This is a genomic window from Pseudomonas sp. MIACH, from assembly GCF_001269925.1.
GTDB lineage: Bacteria > Pseudomonadota > Gammaproteobacteria > Pseudomonadales > Pseudomonadaceae > Aquipseudomonas.
In genome coordinates this window covers 297213-316954 of the sequence record NZ_LHVO01000033.1, presented here as the reverse complement: position 1 = coordinate 316954, position 19742 = coordinate 297213, and the positions used below count along the sequence as shown (strand labels likewise).

General features: G+C 64.2%; 7 protein-coding genes. 3 read left to right on the top strand and 4 right to left on the bottom strand.

The window, feature by feature from the left end; all coding sequences use genetic code 11:
• Positions 1–845: 845 nt before the first annotated feature.
• Both AD670_RS14555 and AD670_RS14550 read right to left on the bottom strand, forming a co-directional pair.
• Positions 846–13757: a non-ribosomal peptide synthetase gene (locus AD670_RS14555; RefSeq protein WP_053133365.1), complete on the bottom strand. Its 12912-nt coding sequence runs from the start codon at positions 13755–13757 to the stop codon at positions 846–848.
• A gap of 51 nt (positions 13758–13808) precedes the next feature.
• Positions 13809–14561 (bottom strand): thioesterase II family protein, encoded by a 753-nt coding sequence (locus AD670_RS14550; RefSeq protein ID WP_053133362.1) that lies wholly within the window; start codon positions 14559–14561, stop codon positions 13809–13811.
• 302 nt (positions 14562–14863) lie between these two features.
• Here AD670_RS14550 and AD670_RS14545 point away from each other — a divergent pair, with 302 nt between their 5' ends.
• Positions 14864–15415, top strand: coding sequence for an RNA polymerase factor sigma-70 (locus tag AD670_RS14545; protein ID WP_032904207.1), 552 nt, complete (start codon positions 14864–14866; stop codon positions 15413–15415).
• A gap of 2 nt (positions 15416–15417) precedes the next feature.
• Here the strand turns inward: AD670_RS14545 and AD670_RS14540 are convergent, their stop codons facing one another.
• Both AD670_RS14540 and AD670_RS14535 read right to left on the bottom strand, forming a co-directional pair.
• On the bottom strand, positions 15418–16206 hold the full coding sequence (locus tag AD670_RS14540) for an ABC transporter substrate-binding protein (protein WP_053133359.1): 789 nt from the start codon (positions 16204–16206) through the stop codon (positions 15418–15420).
• Positions 16207–16299: 93 nt separating this feature from the next.
• Positions 16300–16923: a TetR/AcrR family transcriptional regulator gene (locus AD670_RS14535; RefSeq protein WP_053133357.1), complete on the bottom strand. Its 624-nt coding sequence runs from the start codon at positions 16921–16923 to the stop codon at positions 16300–16302.
• Between the two features lie 153 nt (positions 16924–17076).
• Here AD670_RS14535 and AD670_RS14530 point away from each other — a divergent pair, with 153 nt between their 5' ends.
• Both AD670_RS14530 and AD670_RS14525 read left to right on the top strand, forming a co-directional pair.
• Positions 17077–18855 carry an acyclic terpene utilization AtuA family protein gene (locus tag AD670_RS14530; protein WP_053133354.1) on the top strand — a complete coding sequence of 593 codons (1779 nt, stop codon included), beginning with the start codon at positions 17077–17079 and terminating at the stop codon, positions 18853–18855.
• A gap of 12 nt (positions 18856–18867) precedes the next feature.
• The gene (locus AD670_RS14525; protein ID WP_053133351.1) at positions 18868–19740 is read left to right on the top strand and encodes an SDR family oxidoreductase; all 873 of its coding nucleotides are present in this window, start codon (positions 18868–18870) and stop codon (positions 19738–19740) included.
• The last annotated feature ends 2 nt before the right edge of the window (positions 19741–19742 follow it).

Genomic DNA, 19742 nt, shown 5'->3' with positions numbered 1-19742 from the left:
GGTTGGGTTGGGTTGGGTACATATCCGTTATTTAGGTAACGGCGGCTTAGGGTTCCGCCCTGACGGCGGGTCACTTTTGGAAAAGAGCCCCAAAAGTAACCAAAAAGGCTCTYGCCCCAACACTCGGCACCTCGCYTAGGCTCGGTGTGCCCGAACGCAGGCTTGAATCCGTGGGCCGCCGTCATGGGCCATCCTTGGCCCAGGACGGCKAACCCGGCGTCCTGCCGGGTTACCCACGGATTCAAGCCTGCGTTCGGCCAGCGTGGTTAACGGGGCGCCTGAGATCAAGATCAAAAGCCAGAGCCAGAGCCAGAGCCAGAGCCAGAGCCAGAGCCAGAGCCAGAGCCAGAGCCAGAGCCAGATCAAAAGATTGCTGACTTCGTCAGCGGTTAAGGAAGTAGAAGCCACACCGCGCACGCTTCAATAATCAGGTCGGCTTTAAGGCCGCCTCGCTTTGTTTTTGATCTGGGATCGCCCCGTCAAACACGCTGGCCGAACGCAGGCTTTGGAGCGTGGGTAACCCGGCAGGACGCCGGGTTAGCCGCGCTGGGCCATGGATGGCCCATCGCGGCGGCCCACGCTCCAAAGCCGGAGTGAGGGCACACCGAGCCTAGGCGAGGTGCCGAGTGTTGGGGCGAAGACCTTTTGGTTACTTTTGGGTCTTTCCAAAAGTGACCCGCTGTAAGAGCGGAACCATAGGCAGCCGTTACCGCAGCAACGGATATGTACTCGGTCAAAGCCAACGACATGGTCGGCCCAAAGGCCGCCACGGAACCAAGCGCCCTCACCACAGACCGCTGAAAAAATTGTGTAGATACCGATGAGCCCCTCAACCCCAGCGAAGATCAAAGCCCCTCCAGCTCCGCCATCAAATCACTCAACCGATCCACCTTCTCCGCGCTGATCTCATTGGCCGCCAACCCCTCAATATACTCAGCCAACTCCGCCACGGTGCTGCACTCGAACATCGCCCGCAGCGGCACATCCCGCTGCAGGGTCTTCTGCACGCGCGAGGCAATCTGCGTGGCCAGCAACGAGTGCCCGCCCAGTTCGAAGAAGTTGTCCTGCACCCCTACCCGTTCGACTTTCAGCACCTCGGCCCAGATCGCGGCCAATGTGCCTTCCAGTTCGTTGCGCGGCGCCAGGTAGTCCTGGCTGTGCAACTGGCCGATCTCCAGTTCCGGCAAGGCCTTGCGGTCGAGTTTGCCGTTGGCGTTGAGCGGCAGGCGCTCAAGCCATAGCCAGTGCAGCGGCACCATGTATTCCGGCAGTTCGGCGCGCAGGCGTTGCTTGATGCGGTCCAGGCGTTCGCTGGGGTTGAGGGCTTCATCGGCGGCCACCAGGTAACCCACCAGATGTTTGCCGTTGACGCCTTCCTGCACGCCCACCGCCGCATCGCGCACTTCCGGTTGTTCATGCAGGCGCGCTTCGATTTCACCCAGTTCGATGCGGTAGCCGCGAATCTTCACCTGATGGTCGATACGCCCGACGTACTCCAGCACGCCATCGCTGCGCCGCCGTGCCAGGTCGCCGGTGCGGTACAGGCGCTCGCCGGGTGCGCCGAACGGGTTCGGCACAAACACCTGGGCGGTGCGCAGCGGATCGCTGACATACCCGCGGCCGACCCCGGTGCCGGCCACGCACAGTTCACCGACCGCCCCTTGAGGCACCAATTCCAGTGCGCCATCGAGCAGGTACAAGCGGTTATTGTCCGTCGGCGTACCAATCGGCAGGTAAGTGCCACGAGTGGACGCCAGGTCGACGCGGAAGAACGCCACATCGTCCGAACATTCCGCCGGGCCGTAGGCGTTGACCAGGCCGATGTCCGGGTAACGCAACAACCACTGGTGCGCCAGTTCGGGCGGCATCGCTTCACCGGTCGGCAGCATCCAGCGTAAACCGTCCAGGCTGATGCGATCCTGGGCGAGCATGCCCTGGATCAGCGACGGCACGCTTTCCAGCACGGTGATGCCGTGTGCCTGCACATGCGCCAGCAGGCCCTGCGGATCGTGGGCGATGGTGTTCGGCACAATGTCCACCCGCGCACCGAACAGCGGCGCGGCGAGGAATTGCCAGACGGAAATATCGAAGCTTTGCGAGGCCGTCTGGGCGATCACATCCGTCGCGCTCAGTTGCAGGTACGGCACCTTGCTCAATTGGTTGTTGAGCATGCCGCGCTGTTCGACCATCACGCCTTTGGGCAAACCGGTGGAGCCCGAGGTGTAGATCACATAGGCAAGGTTGTCCGGGCCGCTGTAGATGCCCGGACTTTCCCCTCGGGCAGGCACTTCGTCCCACACCAGCAACTGGCAGTCGACGCCGTCCAGCAGCTCGATGGCCTGCTCGCGGCACGCCTCGGTGCAGACCAGCAACGGTGTGCGACTCAGGTCGATGATGCGGCTCAGGCGCTGGCTCGGCAGGCCGGGGTCCAACGGCAGGTAACCGGCACCGGCCTTGAAACTGCCGATGATCATGCCCAGCAGGTCAAGGCTGCGCTCGGCCAACAACGCCACCGGTTGGTCCAGGCCAACACCCGCCGCAATCAGCGCATGACCCAGGCCGTTACTGCGCCGGTTCAACTCGTCATAGGTCCATTGCTGGTCCAGGCAACTGGCGGCGATACGCTGTGGATCCGCGCTCACCTGGGCTTCGAACAACTCGACATAGCTGCGTTCCAGCGGGTAGGCGTGTTCGCTCTGGTTGCACCCCTCCACCAGGAACGCCCGCTCCTGCTCGCCGATCAGCGGCAGGTCGGCCATATCACCGTGGAAGCCCTGCACCAGCGCCAGCAGCAGGCGCTTGAACTCGCCGAGCATGCCTTGCACGGTGGTTTCGTCGAAGTAACGCTGGTCGTAGGACAGGTGCAGGCCGAGGTCATCCCCCGGGTAGCACACGGCGGTCAGCGGGAAGTTGGTGTGGGTGCGGCCTGAGTCCGAGGTGGCATTCAGGCTGTGGGCGCGGTCCAGCACCGAGACTTCCACCGGCGCGTTTTCGAACACGAACAGGCTGTCGAACAGCGGCTGGCCCTTGGGCAACTCGCTGTGTTCCTGGATCGTCACCAGCGGCAGGTATTCGTACTCGCGCAGCTGCATATTGCTGTCGAGCAACGCACTCAACCACTGGCGTACGCTGCAACGCTGGTCGTCCTCGGGCAGTTTCACCCGCAGCGCGATGCTGTTGATAAACAGGCCAACGGTGCGTTGCATCGCGGGCATTTCCACCGGTCGCCCGGCCACGGTGACGCCGAACAGCACGTCACGGTCGCCGCTCAAGCGCCGCAGCACCAGCGCCCACGCCGCCTGGGCAAAGGTATTGACGGTGAGTTGATGGGCCTGGGCCAATTCGCGCAGTTGCGCACCGTCGCGAACATCGAGGCGGGTGTAGCAGTCACCCACCAACATGCCGCCGCTGTGGCCGGCATGTTCGCGAAGGAACGGCCGGTCGCTCGGGATCGGCGTGGTGCGCTCGAACCCTTGCAGGTTCTGCTGCCACCACTGGCGTGCTTCGGCGAGGTTCTGGCGTTGCAGCCAGGCGATGTAGTCGCGATAACGCGGCGGCGTGGCCAGCTGTGCCTCGCGGCCTTCGCCGAGGGCCATGTAGATATCGAAGAAGTCATTCATCAACAGCGAACGGCACCAGGCATCGATCAGGATGTGGTGGTTGCTCATCATGAACCAGTAGCGCGCTTCACCGACGCGGATCAGGCGCAGGTGGAACGGCGCCTGGTTGAGCAGATCAAAACCGGCTTCGCGCTCGGCCTTGAGCAGCGCTTGCAAGCGCGGTTCCTGTTCGCTTTCCGGATCGGCACTCCAGTCCAGGTACTCGATCGGCGTTCTGCCCGGCTTGTGGATCACTTGCAGCATGTCCTCGCCGACGTTCCAGCAGAACGAGGCGCGCAAGGCTTCGTGACGGGCAATCACCGCTTGCCAGGCCTGGGCGAAACGCACCGGGTCGAGGGCGCTGTTGATGCGGTAGCGGTCCTGCATGTAATAGAGGCCGGTGCCCGGTTCCAGCAGGGTATGCAGCAGCAGCCCCTCTTGCATCGGGGTCAGCGGGTACACGTCTTCGATGGCGCTGGCCGGTACCGGCAAGCTGTCGAGTTGCGACTGGCTCAAGTGCGCCAGCGGGAAGTCGGACGGCGTGAGGCCACCGGCGTCGTCCTCAAGGCAATGGGCGACCAGGCTGCGCAGTTCGGCCAGGTAGTCTTGCGCCAGGTCCTGGATCGTCTGCGGGTCGTGGCGTTCGCGGCTGAAGGTCCAGCGCAGCACCAGTTCGCCGCCATATACCTGGCTGTCGACGCTCAGCTCGTTGGGCAGCGGCGCATCCGGGTCATGGGCCTGACCGGCGGATTCGTCCAGCGGATGGAACAACGCATCCTCGCCAAAGCTCTGGTCGAACTGGCCGAGGTAGTTGAAGGTGATGTCGGCGCCGGGCAGCGCGGCCATGCTGCGCTGGCACAGGTCATCGGCCAGGTAGCGCAGCACGCCATAGCCCAGGCCCTTGTGCGGCACCGCGCGCAGTTGTTCCTTGATCGCCTTGATCGAGTCGCCTTGCCCGGACGCTTTTGCGACGGCCGGCGGGGTCAGGCGCAGCGGGTAAGCACTGGTGAACCAGCCGACGCTGCGGGTCAGGTCGATGTCGTCGAACAGGTTTTCGCGACCATGGCCTTCGAGTTGGATCAACGCCGAATCATGCCCGCTCCAGCGGCACAGCACACGGGCCAGGGCGGTCAGCAGCAGGTCGTTGACCTGGGTGCGGTAGGCGCTCGGCGCTTGTTGCAGCAACTGGCGGGTGTGTTCGGCATCCAGGCGCACGCTGACGGTGTCGGCATCACGATTGCGCCGCGAACCGTGCGGACGGGCCACAGGCAATGCCGCGTCAGGACCGGCCAACCGGTCCTGCCACACGCTTAACTCTTCGCGCAGGGATTCGCTGCCGGCGTACGCCTGCAAGCGCGCGGCCCAGTCACGCAGGGCGCTGGTCTTGGCCGGCAGGCTGACGGACTGGCCGTCGCTGAGCTGGCGATAAACGTTTTGCAGGTCTTCAAGCAACACACGCCACGAGACACCGTCCACCACCAGGTGATGGATCGCGATCAGCAGGCGTTGCTGGCCTTGGGGGCCATCCACCAGCAAGGCACGTAACAGCGGGCCGTGTTCCAGGTCGAGGCTGCGCTGGGTGTCGGTGAACAGCGCGGTGCACTGCGCCATGTCGCGCACCTGCGCCTGCATCAGCACGCCGCCCTGGGGTACGGCCAGGTGTTCGGCATGCCACTGGGCATCGCGCCGGGTAAAGCTCAGGCGCAGGGCGTCGTGGTGTTCCAGTACCGCCAGCAGCGCTTGCTCCAGGCGATGAGGTTCGAGCAGTTGCAGCGGTTTGAGCACCAGCGCCTGGTTCCAGTGCTGACGCGCAGGAATATCGCTGTCGAAGAACCAATGCTGGATCGGCGTCAGGCCCGAGGGACCGGTGAGCACGCCTTGCTCGGCGATGACCTGCTCGGAGCGCGTGGCGACCGCAGCCAGGGTTTGCACGGTCTGGTGCTGGAACAGGTCACGAGGGCTGAAATGAATCCCCGCCTGCCGCGCGCGGCTGACCACCTGGATCGACAGGATCGAATCGCCGCCCAGTTCAAAGAAGTTATCGTCGAGGCCGACTTGCTGCACGTTCAACACCGCGCACCAGATCGCTGCCAAGGTGCTTTCCAGCTCGTTGCGTGGGGCCACGTAGTGTTGGCGATTGGCCTCGGGGTCGGGTTGCGGCAAGGCGCGGCGGTCGAGCTTGCCGTTGGCGGTGAGCGGCATGCTGTCGAGCACGATCAGGTGCGCGGGCACCATGTAGTCCGGCAGTTGTGCCTTGAGATGGGCCTTGAGCGCGTCACGCAAGGTGGCGTGGTCGGCGTCGCTGACCAAGTACGCCACCAGTTGCTTGCCACTCGGCGAATCCAGCGCCAGCACCACCGCTTCGCGCACGGCAGCATGTTCCAGCAGGCGGGTTTCGATCTCGCCCAGCTCGATCCGGAAACCGCGAATCTTCACCTGATGGTCGATACGCCCCAGGTACTCCACCAGGCCATCGGCGCGTTGGCGCACCAGGTCGCCGGTGCGATACAGACGACCGCCATGGCGGGCAAACGGGTCGGCGACAAACCGCTCGGCCGTCATCCCCGGACGTTCGTGGTAACCCTGGGCCAGACCCGCGCCGCCGACATACAACTCGCCGGTCGCCCCTTGCGGTACCAACGCCAGGTCAGCGTCGAGAATGTAGGCCACGCGGTCGCCGATGATGCTGCCGATCGGCACGCTGCCGGCGCCCTCCTCCAGTTGCTGCGGCGCGAGGCTGGCCAAGGGCATGACCACGGTTTCGGTCGGGCCGTAGGCGTTGAAAAACACCTCGGGCTGGAACGCTGCGCGGATACGCTGCAAGTGTTCGCCGGTCAGCGCTTCGCCACCGGTGATGCACATGCGCACCGGCAAGGTCTGGTGCTGGGTCGCCAGCCACTGCGCCAACTGGCTGCCGTAGCTCGGGGTAAAACCGAGGATGTTGATGCGATGGGTACGGATCAGCCCGCAGATTTCCTCGGCATCCCACTGGCCCTGGGCGCGCAGGACCACCTGCGCACCGCTGAGCAGCGGCACCAGCAAACGCTCGGTAGCGGCATCGAAGTTGATCGAATAGAAATGCAGCTCGCAATCGTCCGGGCGCATGCCGAAGCGCTCGATCACGGCCTGGCAATGCATGGCGATTTCACCGTGGGACACCACCACGCCCTTGGGTTTACCGGTGGAGCCGGAGGTATAGATCAGGTAGGCCTGATGCTGCGGCACGCTGATAAACGGCAGCTCGTCGGCGGGGTAATTCGCCAGCACCGGCAAGTCATCTTCCAGGCACCAGCAGGCCACGGTCGCCGGCAATTCGCCGAGGGCTTCGAACATCGCCGCATCGCTGAGCAACAGGCCGATGCCACTGTCTTCGATCATGTAGTGCAAGCGGTCCAGCGGGTATTCCGGGTCCAGCGGCACATAGGCGCCACCGGCCTTGAGGATCGCCAGCAGGCCGATGACCATTTCCAGCGAGCGCGGCAGTGCCAGGCCGACACGCACCTGCGGGCCGACGCCGCGCTCGCGCAGCATCCACGCCAGGCGGTTGGCGCGGGCGTCCAGTTCGGCATAACTGAGGGTGACACCGGCAAAGGTCAGCGCCGGGGCCTGCGCACGCTTGAGTGCCTGCTGGCTGAACAGTTGCTGGATGCACTGGTCGAGGCGATGCTCGCCGGCTTCCACGCCCAGGCTGTCCTGCAACGCACGCTGCTCGGTGGCGCTCAGCAACGGCAGTTCGCTGAGGCGTTGTTGCGGGTTGGCGATCAACGCTTCGAGCAGGTTGCGCCAATGCTCGGCCATGCGCGCGATGCGTGGCTCATCGAACAAATCAGTGCTGTAGGTCAGGCAGCAACCCAGGCGATGGTCGAGGTCGGTGACTTCCAGGTTGAGGTCGAACTTGGTCGCGCGGGCATCGTTGGCCAGGTATTCGACGGTCATGCCAGCCAGTTGGCGGCTCTGCTGGAATTCCCAGCGCTGCACGTTGCACATCACTTGGAACAGCGGGTTGTACGCCGCGCTGCGCGGCGGTTGCAGGGCTTCCACCAGATGGTCGAACGGCAGGTCCTGATGGGACTGGCCTTCGATCACGGTGTGGCGCACCTGCTCGAACAGCTCGGCGACATTCATCTGCCCAGTGAGCTGGCAACGCAGCACCTGGGTGTTGAGGAACGCGCCGATCAGCCCTTCGCTTTCCGGGCGAATGCGGTTGGCCACCGGCGCGCCGATGCGCAGGTCGGTCTGGCCGCTGTAGCGATAGAGCAATACGGCCAGGGTGGCGGTCATGGTCATGAACAGGGTCAGGCCATGTTCGGCGTTGAAAGCACGCACACGGGCGGCGAGATCGTCGCTGAGGTCGAAGCGGTACAGCTCGCCCTGGTGACTTTGCACCGGTGGCCGTGGACGGTCGCTGGGCAGTTCCAGCAGCGGATGCTCATGGCCGAGCTGCGCGGTCCAATAGTCCAGTTGGCGTTGGCGCTCGCCAGACTCCAACCACTGGCGTTGCCACACGCTGTAGTCCAGGTACTGCACCGGCAACGGCGCCAGCGGTGACAGGCGCTCATCGATAAACGCTTCGTACAGCGCGCTGAGTTCACGGGCAAAAATGTCCATGGCCCAGCCTTCGGTGACGATATGGTGCAGGGTCAGCACCAGGTAGTGCTCCCGCTCAGCGGCCTTGACCAGGCACGCGCGCAGCAGTGGTCCGGTTTCCAGGTTGAACGGGGTATGCGCCTCGTGGTCGGCCAGTTGCTGCAAACGCTGCTCGCGCTCGCCTTCGTTCAACGCCGACATATCCTGCCAGTCCATGCGCAGGCCGGTCTGCGCCGAGACCTTTTGATAGGCCACGCCGTCGACACTCGGGAAGGTGGTGCGCAGGGTTTCGTGGCGCATGATCAAGGCCTGCAACGCCGCCTCGAAACGCCCCACATCCAGCACGCCGCGCAGGCGCGCCATGCCACCGACGTTGTAGGCCGGGCTGTCCGGTTCCATCTGCCACAGGAACCACATGCGTTGCTGGGAATACGACAACGGCACCGCTTGGCTGCGGTCGACCTTGGCGATTGCGGTTTGCTGGTTGCGTTGGCCGCTGGCCTGGATCAGGCCGACTTGCTCGGCAAAAGCCCCCAGCTCACTGGCGTCGAACAAGGTGCGCAACGGCAACTCGACGTCGCAGGCCTGGCGGGTGCGGGAGATGATTTGCGTGGCCAGCAACGAGTGGCCGCCGAGGGCGAAAAAGTCATCGCGCAGGCCGATTTGCGGCAGGCCGAGCACCTCGCGCCAGATCGCTGCAATCTGCTGCTGCAAGGGTGTTTCGGGTTCGATGTGTTCGCGGGTTTGCCACACCGGCGCTGGCAATGCGCGACGGTCGAGTTTGCCGCTGGGGCTCAGCGGCATCGCGTCCAGGCGCATCAGTTGCGCGGGCACCATGTACTCCGGCAACTCGGCGGCCAGGGCGGCTTTGACGTCCTGTTCGTCCAGTGCGCTATGGGCGGTGTAGTAACCGATCAACTGCGCGTCACGCACCAGCACCACGGCCTGGGCGATACCGTCCAGGGCCAGCAGGCGCGCTTCGATTTCTTCCGGCTCCACCCGGAAGCCGCGCAGCTTGACCTGCTGGTCGAGACGGCCGAGGTATTCAAGCACGCCATCCGCGCCCCAGCGTGCGCGGTCACCGGTGCGATACAGGCGCGCGCCCGCCTCGCCCAGCGGGTCGGCGACAAAGCGCTCAGCGGTCAAACCGGCACGCCCAAGGTAACCGCGCGCCAGGCCGATACCGCCAATACACAGCTCACCCGGCACACCGGCCGGCAACGGGTTGAGCTGCTCGTCCAGCACGCGGCAGATCACATTGCCCAGTGGCCGGCCAATCGGCGAGCGCTCGCCATCCTCGGCAGTGCAATGCCAGTGAGTGACGTTGATCGCCGTCTCGGTCGGACCATAGCGGTTGTGCAATTGCACCGCCGGCAACTGCGCCAATACGCGATTGCGCAACTCGGCGGGCAAGGCCTCGCCACCGGAAAACAGGCGACGCAGGCTGGTGCACTCGGGCACCAGCGGTTCGTCGATAAACAGCTGCAACAGCGGCGGCACAAAGTGCAGCGTGGTCACACCGTAGGCCTGCACCAACTGCGCGATGCGGTGCGGGTCGCGGTGTTCGCCAGGGCCGGCCAGCACCAGGCGGCAGCCGGTGATCAGCGGCCAGAAACACTCCCACACCGACACGTCGAAACTGATCGGCGCCTTTTGCATCAGCACGTCGCTGTCATTCAGTTGATAGGTGGCCTGCATCCACTGCAAGCGCTCGGCCAGGGCCGCATGGGTATTGCCCACGCCCTTGGGCTGGCCGGTGGAGCCGGAGGTATAGATCACGTAGGCGAGGTTGTCACCGTGCAGGTGCAGGCCCGGTGGCTGGGTCGGCCAACCGTCGAGGTGCAGGCTGTCCATGGCAATCACGCACACGCCGTCGGCCGTCGGCAAGTGTTCCAGCAAGGAGGTCTGGGTCAGCAGCAGGTGCACGCCGCTGTCCTTGAGCATGTAGGCCAGGCGCTCGGCGGGATAATCCGGGTCCAGCGGCACATAGGCACCACCGGCCTTGATGATCGCCAGCAGGCCGACCAGCAACTGCGGCGAACGCTCGGCGGCGATGGCCACGCACACGTCCGGGCCGACACCTTTGTCGCGCAGGTAATGGGCCAGGCGGTTGGCCTGGGTGTGCAGTTGGGCGAAGGTCAGGCTGCCGTCCTGCCAGACCAGCGCGGTGTTGTCCGAGGTGTGTTGGTTGAGCAGTTCGGGCAGCCAGTGTCGAGCGGGCGTGCACGGTGCCTGGCTCCACGCTTGCTGTTCGTCCTGCTGCATCAGCTTGAGGTCGCCGAGGGCGAGTTGCGGTTGCTCGCACACAGCCTGCAGCAGGTGGATGTAGTGCTCGGCCAGGCGCTGGATGGTCGTGCTGTCGAACAGTTCATCGGCGTAGTCGAAGGACAGGCTCAGGCGCCCGTTGCGGTCTTCTTCGCTGTGCAGTTGCAGGTCGAACTTGGCTTCGCGGCTGTGCCATGGCAGCTCATCGGCGAGCATGCCCGGCAGGCGGCGCAAGGCGCTGAGGTCGCGCTGCTGGTGGTTGAACATGACCTGGAACAGGCCTTGTTCACGGGCTTGCGGGAAGGCTTCCAGCAGTTGCTCGAACGGCAGGTCCTGATGGGCCTGAGCGCCCAGTGCCGTCTGGCGGGTGGCGGCCAACAGCTCAGTGAACGGCAGGCGCCCGTCCAGCTCGGCACGCAGCACCAGGGTGTTGATAAAGAAGCCGATCAGGCCCTGGGTTTCCTGGCGCGGGCGGTTGGCATTGGGCACGCCGATGCGGATGTCGCGCTGGCCGCTGTAGCGGTAGAGCAAGGTCTGGAACGCCGCCAGCAACAGCATGAACGGCGTGGACTCGTGGGCCTGGGCGGTCTGGCGAATCGCTTCGCTGAGGCTGACACTCAAGCGCGCAGTATGGCGCGACGCGCTGTGGCGTTGCTGGGCCGCACGCGGGTGGTCGGTGGCCAGGCTCAGGGTCGGATGCTCGTCGCCCAACTGCGCTTTCCAGTACGCCAGTTGCCGCTGGCCTTCACCGTCGGCCAGCCACTGGCGCTGCCAGCTGCCGTAGTCGGCGTACTGCAAGGCCAGTGGCGGCAACGTCAGGCTCTGGCCCTGGCTTGCGGCGGCGTACAGGCGCGAGAACTCGTCGAGGAGGATATTCAGCGACCAGCCATCGGCAATGATGTGGTGCAGAGTCACCAACAACTGGTGATCTTCATCGTCCAGGCGCACCAGGGTCACCCACAGCAACGGGCCTTTTTCCAGGTCGAACTGGGTACGGGCTTCGTCCTCACGGATCTGTTGCGCGCGAGCTTCACGCTCGGCGGCGGGCACGTCGCTGAGATTGATGACCTGCAGGTCAAAATCGCTGTTGGCGTCCACACGCTGGAAGGCCTGGCCATCGCGCTCATAGAAACGAGTGCGCAGGGCTTCGTGGCGCTGGATCAGGTGCTGGAAGCTTGAGCGCACCGCGTCTTCATCCAGCTCGCCGCGCAAACGCAAGGCGCCGGGGATGGTGTAGGCGCTGCTTTGCGGGTCCAGTTGCCAGGTGATCCACAGGCGGTTCTGGGCCAGGGATTGCGGCAGCTCTTCCTGGCGTGACAGCGCATGAATAGCACCTTGGGCGATGCCACCGTCCTGTTGCAGTTGCGCCACGTTGGCAGCAAATGCAGACAGCGTCGGCGCCTCGAACAGCAGGCGCAGGTTCAGCTCCAGGCCGAGGGCTTCGCGCAGGCGCGCGACCACTTGGGTGGCGGTGATGGAGTTGCCGCCAAGCAGGAAGAAATGGTCATCGGCCGCCACCGTGGCGACCTGCAGCTGCTCGCACCAGATCGCGGCGATCTGGCTTTGCAGTTCGGATTCCAGCGCCACTGTACCCGCCTGCGCGTGCAGATCGGGGAACTGCGCGTAGCAGTCGAGGCTGCCATCGGCATGCCGAAGCGCACACGCCGCACGCTGCACCTTGCCGCTGGAGGTCTTGGGCAAGGCGCCGGGGTTGAGCAGCACCACCACGCACGGGGCCTCTTGGTAGGCCTCGGCCACCGCCTGGCGGATGGCTTTGATCAACGCTTCAGGCGGCAGGATCTTCTGCACGCTGCGGCTGATTTCCGCGGCGATACCGATGCCTTCCAGGCCGTTGTCATTCACCGCAAACGCCGCGACCCGGCCCTTGCGCACCACTTCCACTTCCCGCTCGATGGTCTGCTCGATGTCCTGAGGGTAGAGGTTGTGCCCGCGCACGATCAGCAGGTCTTTCAGGCGGCCGGTGATGTACACCTCGCCCTCGCGGATAAAGCCCAGGTCACCGGTGCGCAGCCAGGTGCGGCCGGCATGGTGCACGAAGGTCTTGGCACTGGCTTCGGGGTTGCGCCAGTAGCCGTGGGCGATGCTCGGGCCGCTGGCCCAGAGTTCACCGACGTGGGTGTCGGCCAGCTCGGTCAGTGTGTGCGGGTCGGCGATCAGCACCGCGTGTTCAGGCTGGCTGGTGCCGCAACTCATGATCGCACTGCCCTGCCCCGGCTCGGCGCGGTTGGCGGCCAGGGCCTGCTCGTCGACACGCAGTGCCGGGATGCCGTGGCCACGCCGGCCGCCGGCGACAAACAGGGTGGCTTCGGCCAGGCCGTAGGAGGCGAAGAAATTATTCGCGGTAAACCCGCAGGCAGCGAACTTCTCGGCGAAGCGCTCCAGGGTGTCGAGGCGGATGGGCTCGGAGCCGGAATAGGCCACGCGCCAGTTGCTCAAGTCCAGGCGCTCCAGGGCCGTCTCACTGACCCGCTCGCTGCACAGGCGGTAGGCGAAATCCGGACCACCGCTGATGGTGCCACGGTATTCGCTGATCGCTTCGAGCCAGCGCAACGGCCGGCCGAGGAAGTAGGCCGGCGACATCAACACGCACGGCACGCCGCTGAAGATCGGTTGCAGCAGGCCGCCGATCAGGCCCATGTCGTGGTACAGCGGCAGCCAGCTGACGATCACGTCGTCGGGGTTCAGGTCGATGCCAAAGCCGCGTCGGATCAGCACTTCGTTGGCCACCAGGTTGCCGTGGCTGACTTGCACACCTTTGGGCAGCGCGGTGGAGCCGGAGGTGTATTGCAGGAAGGCAATGTCGTCGGGTTGCAGGTCGGGGGCGCTCCAGGCGCTGGCGATCTGCGCGTCGAGGGTGTCGACACTCAACACAGGCGGCGCGTTTTCGATCTGCGCGAGGCCATCGCCCAGACTGGCGATAGTCAGCAACAGACGTGGTTCGGCGTCACCGATAATCGACAGCAAACGCTCCTGGTGATGACGGCGGGTGGACTCCGGTGGGTAGGCCGGCACCGCGATCACCCCGGCGTACAGGCAACCAAAGAACGCCGCGACGTAGTCCGGACCGCTGGGGAACAGCAGCACCGCGCGGTCGCCCTGCGCCGCATTGGCCTGGAGGGCGGCGGCGATGGTGCGGGCGCGTTGGTCCAGGTCACGGTAACTGAGCACCACGTTGTGCTCGGCCGACTCGGCGAGGAAGCGCAGGGCGACCTGGTCCGGGGTCTGCGCGGCGCGACGTTGAAGGGACTCGACCAGTGTGCGGGGAAGTTCGAAGGCGTCCATCATGGGGTTCCTGCCTGAAATCGGCTTACGGGAAATTCGGGAATTGAAGTGCGATCAGCCGACGGCCAATGACCGCGCCGCGCCATTGCGCCAGCGGGCCAGGTGTTCGTCGGCGTAGCGCCGCAGGCAGCGCAATACGGCGCTTTCGTGCTGGATAAGGAAGAAGTGGTGGCCGTCGAACATGTCCAGGGAAAAGCCGCTGGCGGCATCGAGCTGCCAGTCGAGCAACTGGTCGGCGCGCACGCTGTCCTGCTTGCCGCCAAACACATGGATCGGCATCCCCAGCGGCTCGCGCTCGCCGTAGGTGAAGCTGCCGCAGAGCAGGAAGTCGGCGCGCAGGATCGGCAGCATCAACTGCATCAATTCGGGGTTGGCCAGGGCCTCTTCGGCGGTGCCTTGCAGTTCGCGCAGACGGGCGATCAGTTGCTCGTCGGTCTTTGCGATGGCGTATTCGCTGACATCGCGGCGGGCCGGGCCGGCTGTTCCGGAGGCGAACAGCGCCAACGGTGCGGGGAGATTTCGCGCGTTTAACGCATGGGCCAATTCAAAGGCCAGCAGGCCGCCGAGGCTATGGCCGAACAACGCGTAAGGGCCGCTCAGGTCGCGGCTGATTTCCTCCGCCAGCTGCGCCGCCAAGGCCTTGATATCACGCTGTAGGGGCTGATCCATGCGCATGCCACGGCCGGGCAATTCCAGCGGACACACCTGCAACCATTCCGGCAGCGTGCGACGCCAACGTGCGTAAACCATGGCACTGGCGCCCGAGTAGGGCAGGCAGAACAGGCGCAGTCGAGTCGACGTAGTCATCCAGCGACGACTCCAAACTGAAACACGCTGTGTGCACGGTAAAAACCCATTTCGTCCTCCTGCGGGTGCTGATCCTTGGCCGCTTGACTAACGGACCTGTCACCCAGAAGAACGGACGGCAACGGCAAATAATTAGTCGCCGGGTTGCCGCGAGAGGTGGTTCACAGCGAACAAGAAAGCATAAGATTAGTTCGTCTTCTCATTTGACAATAATTATCATTAAGCATAATTTGTTGCCCGATGTGTAGGAGGCCTCAGCAAGGAAGCCCTCCCCTAACCTCTTTTGCAACAAGGTGATTTCCATGACGGAACAAGTATCCACAGGCAGGTGCGACTCACCGCTTCTCCAGGCATTCGTAGACAATCGACTGATTCTGGTGAAGATCGCGGCGCGCATTACCGGGTGCCGCTCCCGCGCCGAGGACGTCGTGCAGGACGCCTATTTCCGCCTGCAATCAGCGCCGACGATCACGTCATCGTTCAAGGCCCAATTGAGTTATCTGTTCCAGATCGTGCGCAACCTGGCGATCGATCACTATCGCAAGCAGGCCCTGGAGCTCAAATATTCCGGGACGGAAGAGGAAGGCTTGAATGTGGTTATTCACGGCGCTTCACCAGAAACCTCCCACATCAATTTCAACACCCTGGAAAACATCGCCGACGCCCTGACGCAACTGCCCCAGCGCACCCGCTACGCGTTCGAGATGTACCGCCTGCACGGCGTGCCGCAAAAGGACATCGCCAAGGAACTGGGGGTTTCACCGACCCTGGTGAACTTCATGATCCGCGACGCGCTGGTGCACTGCCGCAAGGTATCGGGCAGCCATAGCGATACGTTTGCGCGGCGGGTTTGACCTCAGGGTACCGCCATCACATCAATGCGATACGGCTCGAAAATCTTCAGCATCTCGCCACTCTCGCGCAGTCGCTTGAGCAACGCCGAAAACGCCTCGCCCGTGATCGGCGCCTTGGGCCGTAGCAACGCGTAATGGTGATAGACCTGGTCGATACGCTCCGAGACCAGGAACTGTCCGGCCATATCCGCATTGCGCACCATGAAATCGCTCAGGTACGAACGGGTCACCAAGGCGATGTCCGCACGCCCGCGCGCGACCATCAGCAGGTTGCTGTCATGGGAGTAGGTCAACGTGGCGTTGAAGTGTGCGGCCATGTACTTGGGGTCGGGGTTGAAGTTGGCGAAGGCGTAGTGGTAACCGCTGAACACCGCCAGGCGCTTGCCGGTCAGGTCGGCGAAATAGTGCTGGTCACGGTCGGGCTCTCGCTGGGCGACGAAGATCTCCGCATCTTCAAGGCCCATATCAACGCTGGTGTGAGCAATCTTCTGCCAGCCCCAGGCGGGATTTTCGAAGATGGCCATGTCGATACGGCCCTGCTCGAAATCGCGGAAACGCCTGGGGATGGAGGTGGGCACCAGCACAAACTGGTAATCGGTTTGCGCGGCGTTCAGGGCCTCCACCAGTTGCGGCAACAAACCGGTGTCGGCGCCCTGCTCCGGGCGCACGGTGTAGGGCGGAAAATGCGCCGCGCCGATGCGCACCAATTGCGCAGCCGAAGCCGGCAACCATGCTGCGGTGCCGAGTGCCCATAAAGTAAGTCCTGCAGCCAACCGCCATGGCGATAACATCAAGGCACACACCGTTCAATACATCGATGTCGATAAGCTAGGCGTTTTTGTCCAGCGAGACAACTTTCCACCGGCAAATTAATAGCTTGCGCCTCAATCGGCCTTTAAAACCATCAGCAAGGCCTCTTCGGCCAATTGCTCCAGGGTCAGGCTGCCCTCGGCGCGAAACCAGGTGGTGGTCCATGACAGGGCCCCGGTGAGGAAGCGTCGCGCAATAAACACATCACCCTTGATGTACCCCGCCGCCTTGGCCTCGCCCAGTACCTGCAGCCAAAGCTGTTCGTACACGTCGCGCAGGGCCAGCACCTGGGCCTGGCCGTCGGCCGACAACGAACGCCATTCGTACACCAGCACCGCCATGGCCTCGCCGCTGCCACCCATGATCGACTGCAACTCGCAGCGAATCAGTGCCAGCACACGTTCGCGCACATTGGTCGCCTCCTCAAGCGAGGCGTGCATCAAGGCCGTGTTGTAGTGGATGGTTTCCTCCATCACCGCGCGCAGGATCTCGTCCTTGCTCTTGAAGTGATGAAAGATGCTGCCGGACTGGATGCCCACGGCGCTGGCCAGGTCGCGCACAGTGGTGCGCTCAAAGCCTTTGTTGCGAAACAGGTGAGCCGCGGTTTGCAGCAACTTGCCCCGGGCACTGTCGGGGTCGGTCAATTGGCCGTCGTCGACCATGGTGCGCATCACCCGCAGGGCTTTGTGCTCATCCATGCTGCTCTCCTCTACTTCTACTGACGTCTTGGCCGGCAATTTAGGCCGTGCCAGCCACCCAAGCAAGCGCTTGGCTAAAACTTGTGACTGGAGTTTACAAACCAAGCGCTTGCTTGGTAGTCTCGTCACCAGCCATTCGAGGAAGGATTTCTCATGAGCAAGACGGTTCGTATCGGCTGTGCCAGCGCCTTTTGGGGTGATACCTGCACCGCCGCCGCCCAACTGGTGCACGGCGGCCACCTGGATTACCTGGTGTTTGACTACCTGGCGGAAGTCACGATGTCGATCCTCGCCGGTGCACGCATGAAAGATCCCCAGGCCGGCTACGCCACGGATTTTGTCGAGGTGCTCGCGCCGCTGCTGGCCGACATCCAGCGCCAGGGCATCCGTGTCATCAGCAATGCCGGCGGCATCCACCCCCAGGCCTGCGCCGCCGCCCTGCAAGCCGCCTGCGATAAAGCCCGGATCCCGCTGAAAATCGCCGTGCTGCTGGGCGATGACCTGCAACCCCAGCTCAATCACCTGCACGGCATCACCGACATGTTCAACGGCGCGCCGCTGCCGCCCATGTGCGTCTCCGCCAATGCCTACCTCGGTGCACCGGGCATCGCCCAGGCGCTGCAATTGGGCGCGGACATCGTCATCACCGGCCGCGTGGTCGACAGCGCAGTGGTCAGCGCGGCACTGGTGCATGAATTCGGTTGGTCATGGCAGGACTACGACCGCCTGGCCCAAGCCGCCTTGGCCGGGCACATCATCGAATGCGGTGCCCAATGCACCGGCGGCAACTTCACCGATTGGCGCGACGTGCCGGACTACGAGCACATCGGCTTTCCCATCGTCGAAGTCAGCGCGGACGGTCAATTCACCGTCAACAAGGTCGAGGGCAGCGGCGGACTGATCAGCGAGCTGAGCGTGGCCGAACAACTGCTGTATGAAATCGGCGACCCGCACGCGTATCTGCTGCCCGATGTGATCTGCGATTTCAGCCAGGTAAAGCTGCAGCAACAAGGCAAACATTGCGTACGCCTGCACGGCGCCAAGGGTTTGCCGCCGACGCAGCAGTACAAGGTCAGCGCCACTTACCCAGAGGGGTTTCGCTGCACTGCCAGTTGCCTGATCGCCGGGATCGATGCGGTGGCCAAGGCCGAGCGGGTCAGCCAGGCGATCATCAACAAGACCTCGGAACTGTTCAGCCAACGCGGCTGGGCGCCCTACACCGAAGTGAATATCGAACTGCTCGGCAGCGAAGCGACGTATGGCGCTCACGCCCTGCGCCACGACTGCCGCGAGGTGGTGGTCAAGCTCGCGGTGCGCCATCCGAGCAAGCAGGCGCTGGTGCTGTTCGCCCGCGAGATCGCCCAGGCGGCCACCGGGATGGCGCCGGGGCTGACCGGGATTGTCGGCGGGCGGCCAACGGTCTACCCGCTGATCCGCTTGTTCTCGTTCCTGATCGATAAGACCGCCTGCGAGGTGGTGATCGACTTCCAGGGCCAACGCCACGTCTGCGCGCTGCCTATCACCGATGCGCCGATCCTGCCTGCCGCGCCGCTGAATCCACCCAAACCCCAAGGCCGCGCCGACGCCAGCGTCGCGCTGGTGAAACTCGCCGTGGCGCGCTCCGGCGACAAGGGCAACCACAGCAATATCGGAGTCATCGCCCGCGCCCCCGAGTACCTGCCGTGGATCGCCGAAGCACTGACCCCGGAGGTGCTCGTTGACTGGATGGGCCACGTGCTCGACCTCGTGCACGGCCGCGTCGAACGCTGGTATTTGCCCGGCAGCCACAGCCTCAACTTCCTGCTGGAAAACGCCTTGGGTGGCGGTGGCATCGCCAGCCTGCGCATCGACCCCCAGGGCAAGGCCTTCGCCCAGCAACTGTTGGAAATCCCCATCGCCGTGCCGCAACACATCGCCGATCAACTCACTTAAAGGAACGTTGCCGTGGCCTTCGACTCGATCTTCAAAGCCGGCCTGTTCCAAGGCCACACCGTGATCGTCACCGGCGGTGGCAGCGGGATTGGCCGCTGCACCGCCCATGAGCTGGCAGCCCTGGGTGCCCGCGTTGTCCTGGTTGGACGCAAGCCGGAAAAACTCGCCAAGGTCGCGGCGGAAATTACCGAGGACGGCGGCACCGCCCATTGGCAGGCCTGCGACATTCGTGACGAAGAGGCGGTGAAGGCGCTGGTCACCCAGCTCATTCACGCGCATGGGCCGATCCATGGCCTGGTGAACAACGCCGGTGGGCAGTATCCGTCGCCGCTGGCCTCGATCAACCAAAAGGGTTTTGAAACCGTGCTGCGCACCAACCTGGTCGGCGGTTTCCTGATGGCGCGGGAAGTGTTCAACCAGTCGATGAGCAAGCACGGTGGGGCCATCGTCAATATGCTCGCCGACATGTGGGGCGGCATGCCCGGCATGGGCCACTCCGGTGCGGCGCGGGCGGGCATGGACAACTTCACCAAGACCGCCGCCTTCGAGTGGGGGTGCGCCGGGGTGCGGGTCAACGCCGTGGCACCGGGCTGGATCGCGTCCAGCGGCATGGACACCTACGAAGGCGCGTTCAAGGCGGTGATCCCCACCCTGCGTGAACACGTGCCGCTCAAGCGCATCGGCACCGAGTCGGAAGTCAGCGCCGCCATCGTGTTTCTGCTCAGCCCCGCCGCCGCGTTTATCAGTGGCAGCACCCTGCGCATCGACGGCGCCGCCAGCCTCGGCAGCCGCGCCTGGCCGCTGCACAAGGCGCAACCGCCGAGTGAAGCGTTCAACGGCTTCCACCGCGCCTACCTGCCCGATGTGCTCAAGGCGGAGCAATAAAC

Excerpts from the sequence above, each read along its gene's own strand:
- AD670_RS14530 (WP_053133354.1), top strand. The coding sequence starts at position 17,077 with ATGAGCAAGACGGTTCGTATCGGCTGTGCCAGCGCCTTTTGGGGTGAT.
- AD670_RS14545 (WP_032904207.1), top strand. The coding sequence starts at position 14,864 with ATGACGGAACAAGTATCCACAGGCAGGTGCGACTCACCGCTTCTCCAG.
- AD670_RS14550 (WP_053133362.1), bottom strand. The coding sequence starts at position 14,561 with ATGACTACGTCGACTCGACTGCGCCTGTTCTGCCTGCCCTACTCGGGC.
- AD670_RS14540 (WP_053133359.1), bottom strand. The coding sequence starts at position 16,206 with ATGTTATCGCCATGGCGGTTGGCTGCAGGACTTACTTTATGGGCACTC.
- AD670_RS14555 (WP_053133365.1), bottom strand. The coding sequence starts at position 13,757 with ATGATGGACGCCTTCGAACTTCCCCGCACACTGGTCGAGTCCCTTCAA.
- AD670_RS14535 (WP_053133357.1), bottom strand. The coding sequence starts at position 16,923 with ATGGATGAGCACAAAGCCCTGCGGGTGATGCGCACCATGGTCGACGAC.